This is a genomic window from bacterium (assembly GCA_021372775.1).
GTDB lineage: Bacteria > Acidobacteriota > Polarisedimenticolia > J045 > J045 > JAJFTU01.
Window position 1 is genome coordinate 1 of sequence record JAJFTU010000092.1, and the last position, 5,046, is coordinate 5,046.

Annotated in this window: 6 protein-coding genes; 5 read left to right on the plus strand and 1 reads right to left on the minus strand. The window is 67.5% G+C overall.

Annotated features, from left to right (window positions below; translation table 11 throughout):
• Positions 1-275 precede the first annotated feature (275 nt).
• From LLG88_03330 to LLG88_03350, 5 genes are all read left to right on the plus strand, one after another.
• Entirely contained in the window at positions 276-725 is a 450-nt protein-coding gene (locus LLG88_03330) for a hypothetical protein (protein MCE5245939.1), read from the plus strand.
• Positions 726-1,013: 288 nt separating this feature from the next.
• A complete protein-coding gene (locus tag LLG88_03335; GenBank protein MCE5245940.1) occupies positions 1,014-1,748 on the plus strand; it encodes a hypothetical protein in 735 nt (244 codons plus the stop codon).
• Positions 1,749-2,261: 513 nt separating this feature from the next.
• A complete protein-coding gene (locus LLG88_03340) occupies positions 2,262-2,708 on the plus strand; it encodes a hypothetical protein (GenBank protein ID MCE5245941.1) in 447 nt (148 codons plus the stop codon).
• Positions 2,709-3,076: 368 nt separating this feature from the next.
• Positions 3,077-3,685, plus strand: coding sequence for a hypothetical protein (locus LLG88_03345; protein MCE5245942.1), 609 nt, complete (start codon positions 3,077-3,079; stop codon positions 3,683-3,685).
• 48 nt (positions 3,686-3,733) lie between these two features.
• Entirely contained in the window at positions 3,734-4,372 is a 639-nt protein-coding gene (locus LLG88_03350; protein MCE5245943.1) for a hypothetical protein, read from the plus strand.
• On the opposite strand, the gene LLG88_03355 is transcribed toward LLG88_03350, so the two are convergent.
• Positions 4,327-4,941 carry an HXXEE domain-containing protein gene (locus LLG88_03355; GenBank protein ID MCE5245944.1) on the minus strand — a complete coding sequence of 205 codons (615 nt, stop codon included), beginning with the start codon at positions 4,939-4,941 and terminating at the stop codon, positions 4,327-4,329. The genes LLG88_03350 and LLG88_03355 overlap by 46 nt on opposite strands.
• Positions 4,942-5,046 lie beyond the last annotated feature (105 nt).

A 5,046-nucleotide genomic window follows, 5' to 3' on the forward strand; every position in this document is an offset into this window, starting at 1 on the left:
GGCCTCGGCCTCTCCGTCGCCTACGCCCTCGTCGAGGCGAACGGCGGCCGCATCGACGTCGGCGCCCGCCCCGGCGGCGGCGCCCGCTTCGCGATCGTCTTCCCCCCGGCCGCTCCCGGCATCGACTGAGCCGCCGGATCCCGCGGCTTCTCGAAAGTCACCGCGTCCGCCCCGTCGCTTCGTCGTCCTGGTCTACGATTCCGAGGCGGACGCCGGGGGACGCCGTGCCGCCCGGCTTGGGGCCGACGAATCGGGGCACGTCAGGGAGGTCGCGAATGCGGGCGCTTATCCTGTTGTCGCTGTCGCTGCTTCTCTGCGGGTGCGACTTGGAGTACTGCCTGGATTTGCCGGTGACAAAGGACATGGTGATTGGCGAATACGACTTCGTGTCCGCCAGCGGCAAGTCCGATCGCATCGGCGATCGCCTCGTCCTTCGGAAGGACAACGCATACGTCCTCGTTCGTGGCGTAAGGGCTGGAAGACCACAGAGCGAGACCGGCACATGGAGATTTGGCGTAGATAGCGCTCTCGGAAAGTACGTCATCTTGTCACGGGCTGGCGGCGGCGAGCTGTTGCCCGCCGTGGCGACGTTGAACGGCGAGATTCACTTGATATGGAGTTTCGACGAAGCGCTCTGGTTCCGGAAGCCGAAGAACGCGACTTCGCGGGAGAAGCCGATCGAAACGGAGAAGGGGCGGCGTCCGCTGCTCGGCGGCGCGAAGTAGCGCGACCGCGGGCACGGCCACTTGGCCCGCGAAAGGCGCGGCGGCCCTCTCCATCGTTCGCCGGGCGTGGGAGTGGCAAGGGAGGATGGCGCTGCCGCAGTTCCGCCGCGAGCGGCGCTCGCGACTCGAAGCGGTTTTCGGCGTCTCCTTGCTGAGCGTCTCCGAAGCTGGCAGTCGGCGAACGGCAAGCGACGCCGGCGCCGCGGAGTTGGAAATCGAAACAGTGGTTGAGACAGTGGTGAAGCATCGGGGCCAGCAAGAACGGCAGCAGTGGGGGACACAGACCACATGCAAGAGACCAACGCCGTGATCGCGTCGGTCCGGTCGCGAGGGCGGAAGGCGGGAAGGCGCGCGCTCTTGGTCTTGGCGAGCGTTTCGTTCGCTGTCGCGGCGGCAAGCGACGCGCGGCGCGTATTCGAGGTCGATCCGAAGACGGCGCACTGCATCACTTGTCGAGACGGTGATCCCGTGGATGAGGTCCTGGCGACGGCACGGCTGTGTCGCGAGAGAAGCTTGGAGTCGTGGTTGGCAGAGCACTTGATCAAGTCCCCTAAGGACCACTCACGCGTGAACAGTCCGCGCGGCGCACGGCGCTACTTCGATTCTCTCGTCTCAAGCGCACTGTGTTTCGAGGAGGGAACCGACGCTGTGTGCTACGAACATGTTCCGTGTCGGTTCTGGGACTGCTACAAGTCATATTTGAGCCGGTATTCGTCGGCCGGTCGGCGGCTGTGGCGGAAACGGGTACCGACCCTGGACCTCCCGGTCGTTCCGTTTGTCGCCAAGGACCAGATTCGCTACTTGAGCAACGGCCGAGACGCCGTGTCGCTCGTGGTCGTCCAGTATGGAACCGGAAGTGTGACTGCCGAAATCGACCTTCCGAAGTCTCTTGGGCTTGTCGTTGCGGACATGAAACCGAACTGTCCTGCGGTGTCCTCCGGCTCATTCGTCGCGGTGCAGGGCTGGATGAGAGGGCGCGAGGGCGAGGCCGCGTCGAATGTCTTCGTGGTGGCAACGCATTAGCGGCGTTCGGCCGCCCTTCCGGACCTGAGCGACGAACGACTTGGATTCGGCCAAGTCCGCGCGCTGCTGCTTGATCTCCGGTTTGTCGACCACGCCGGGAGGGCGGCGCCCGCAGCCTCGATTGTGGGGCCGATCATTCGGGGCGAAGTTGAGGTGCACGGCTTGGTCTGTGACCGCCGGGTTTTGAAGGCCGACCCGCTGGGGTCCATCTATCGGGTGTATTCGCGCCCGCATGAGGCTGAAGCCGGCGCGTTCGTTCGAACGTCGCACCGCCCTCTGATCTTGCGAGCGCGGGCGTCCGTCATGGCCTTCCGCCTGGGCGCCCGTTTCGGGATCGTCGTGCGCCGGCCGCTCCCGGCATCGACTGAGCCGGCGGATCCCGCGGCTTCTCGAAAGGCACCGCGTCCGCCCCGTCGCTTCGTCGTCCTGGTCTACGATTCCGAGGCGGACGCCGGGGACGCCGTGCCGCCCGGCTAGGGGCCGACGAATCGGGGCAGGTCAGGGAGGTCGCGAATGCGGGCGCTGATCCTGTTGTCGCTGTCGCTGCTTCTCTGCGGGTGCGACTTGGAGTACTGCCTGAATTTGCCGGTGACAAAGGACATGGTGATTGGAGAATACGATTTCGTGTCCGCCGACGGCGAGTCCGATCGCTCCGGCGACCGCCTCGTCCTTCGGAAGGACAACTCGTACGTGCTAATCCATGGCGTAAAGGCCGGAAGACCAGAGAGCGAAACCGGCACATGGAGTTTTGGTTCAGATAGGGCGGCTGGTAAGTACGTCACGTTGTCCGGGAATGGCGGCGTGCTCTTGCCCGCTGTGGCGACGTTGAACGGTGAGATTCACTTGATATGCAATTTCGACGAAGCGCTCTGGTTCCGGAAGCCGAAGAACGCGACTTCGCGGGAGAAGCCGATCGGAACGGAGAAGGGTAGGCGTCCGCTGTTCGGCGGCGCGAAGTAGCGCGACCGCCGGCACGGCCACGTGGCCCGCGAAAGGCGCGGCGGCCTCCGCGTCGTTTCAAGAAGATCAGCGGGAAAGAGGAATCTTCCCCTGCGAGGACTCGGGGCTGTAGCGGGGGGGCGCCGGAACGCCAAATCCGCCGGCCGAGGGCGAGCAGCGCGGGGATGCTCGCGGCGAGGACGAGTGTCGCGGCCGCCGCGGCGGCGGCCGCGGCTCCTCGAAAGTCACCGCGCCCGCGCCCGCCGCTCCCTCGTCCTGGTCTACGATTCCGAGGCGGGCGCGGGGGGATGCCGCGCCTCTCGGCTTCCATGGACGGACCAGCGGGGGTGGAACATCAGGGCCGGCAGGCGATGGGGGATGTCGTTCAAATGACCAAGAGCACGGTGCAGGGCGCCCGAGAGATTCTGGTCTTGGCGCCGGGGATCACGTACTGGGCGGCGCTGGCCTGCTGCGCGGCGAATGCCGAGAAGATGCGCGGAGTCGTGGACGGCGTTGGACGCACGAGTTGGAGCCGTGCGTTCGACGCGGTCATGCCTCCCCTGTGGGACATTGTCGCGGGGCGGGTCTCGATCATGGATGCGCGGGCGGTCAAGAACTACGTGACGCCGGAGACGAGCGTCTGGGAACCGGAAGAGATGTTCTGGTACGCGATGGAGGCGGCGGGCACCTTGGAGATCGCAGCCGACGCCGCTCGTACCGGGGCTCGGAGGGGGACGCGCTGGCACTTCTGCGATTCGGTGATGAAGCTCGCGGAGGTGACTCTCGGCGCCGAGGAGTTCCTGCAGGGGAGCGGCCTTCCCTTGAATGACCTGTGGGAGAAGGAGGTGCAGTCGCAGGCCGCGATCTTCGAACTTCTCAGGAACCGGAGGAATCCGGACCCGGATGTTGTCGAACGCGTGCGCGAGGTTGCCCTCGAGTCGGCGAAGCTCCATCGCGCCGCCGCGGACTTGATTTGCCAAGCACAGCGGGAGAGCTAGGCGGCCTCGGTCGCGGGCAATGTGGGCGGCGCAAGGGGGACGACGAAGATGCGCGGAATTGAGGAACTCAAGTCGTGGGGACGGCGGCTGTCGCCTTGGGGGCTTGCTGCGTACTGCGTCTGGAACGCCGAGAAAGTGCTGCCGGTCGTGGAGACCTTCGGGACGAAGGAGGCGCGGGAGACGGTCACGGCGACGATGCCGCTTCTTTGGGCGGCGGTGCTCTCGTGGGGCGCGGCCGAAGGCGGCGCTTCGCTTCCCGACGTCTACTCGATGCCGGAAGTGCTCGCCTCTCCCGATTCGGACGGACCGCTCGCCTCGCAGCCGTCGATGATGGCCCTCGGCGCCGTGCAGGCGGCGATCGACGCCGTGCGCGGCCGGTCCGACGAGTGGGTCGAGGAGGAACTCGGCGATTCGTACAGCCAGACGCTCGGCGTCGCGCGGCACTTGGATTCCATCGATCGCTCGTTGTCTCCCTCCGACGCCGGGCCGCTCGAGGCGATGGAGCACGAGGCGCAGGGGGAAGGATCCCGTCTGCTCGAAGGGAAGGACGCGGCGGGTCCGGCGGTCGTGGAAACGCTGAGAGCGATCGCCCGCAGGATGGCGGGCCAGTACGCGGCGGCCTCCGCGGCGTTTCAAGAAGATCAGCGAGAGAGAGGAATCTTCCCCTGCGAGGACTCGGGGCTGTAGCGGGGGGCTTCGCCGGAACGCCAAATCCGCCGGCCGAGGGCGAGCAGCGCGGGGATGCTCGCGGCGAGGACGAGCGTCGCGGCCGCCGCGGCGACGACGAACGCGGCGGGCCGGACAAGTCCCCGCGACAGCGCGCGGCGGAGGTGGAGGACGCCGAGCGGGAGGTTGAGCGCGAGGGCGGTGGCCGTGCCCGACATGTAGCGGCGCAGCGCGATCGTCGCCGCGAGGTGCGGGACGAAGACGTTCGCGACCATGGCGAAGACGTACCCCGAGAAAAGATAGGCGCCGAGCGACAGCGGACCCTGCAGCGTCGCGGCGGCGGCCGCGGCGACGAGGAGCAGCGAGAGGACGGCGACGGCGAAGCGGAAGGGCGCCGGCGGCACGGGGCGGCGCAGCGGGCCGAACCGCCTCGACCACGCGGGCAGACGCCGCTTCTCGTCGGCGCGAAGGCCGCAACCGTGTTCGGCGGCGAGACGCCTCGACCACGCGGGCAGATACAGCGCCTCCTCGGCGTTGTGGACCAGCGCTCCGATGACGAAGAACCAGACGAGCGCGTTCGCGGAGAACATCGCGGCGCGGTCAGTTGGTCGTGCGGCGGCGCGCGAGGAGGGCGCGGCCGCGCAACTGCTCCAGCGCGGAGGAGAGGATCAGCTCGGCGGTGATCCCGGGAAACG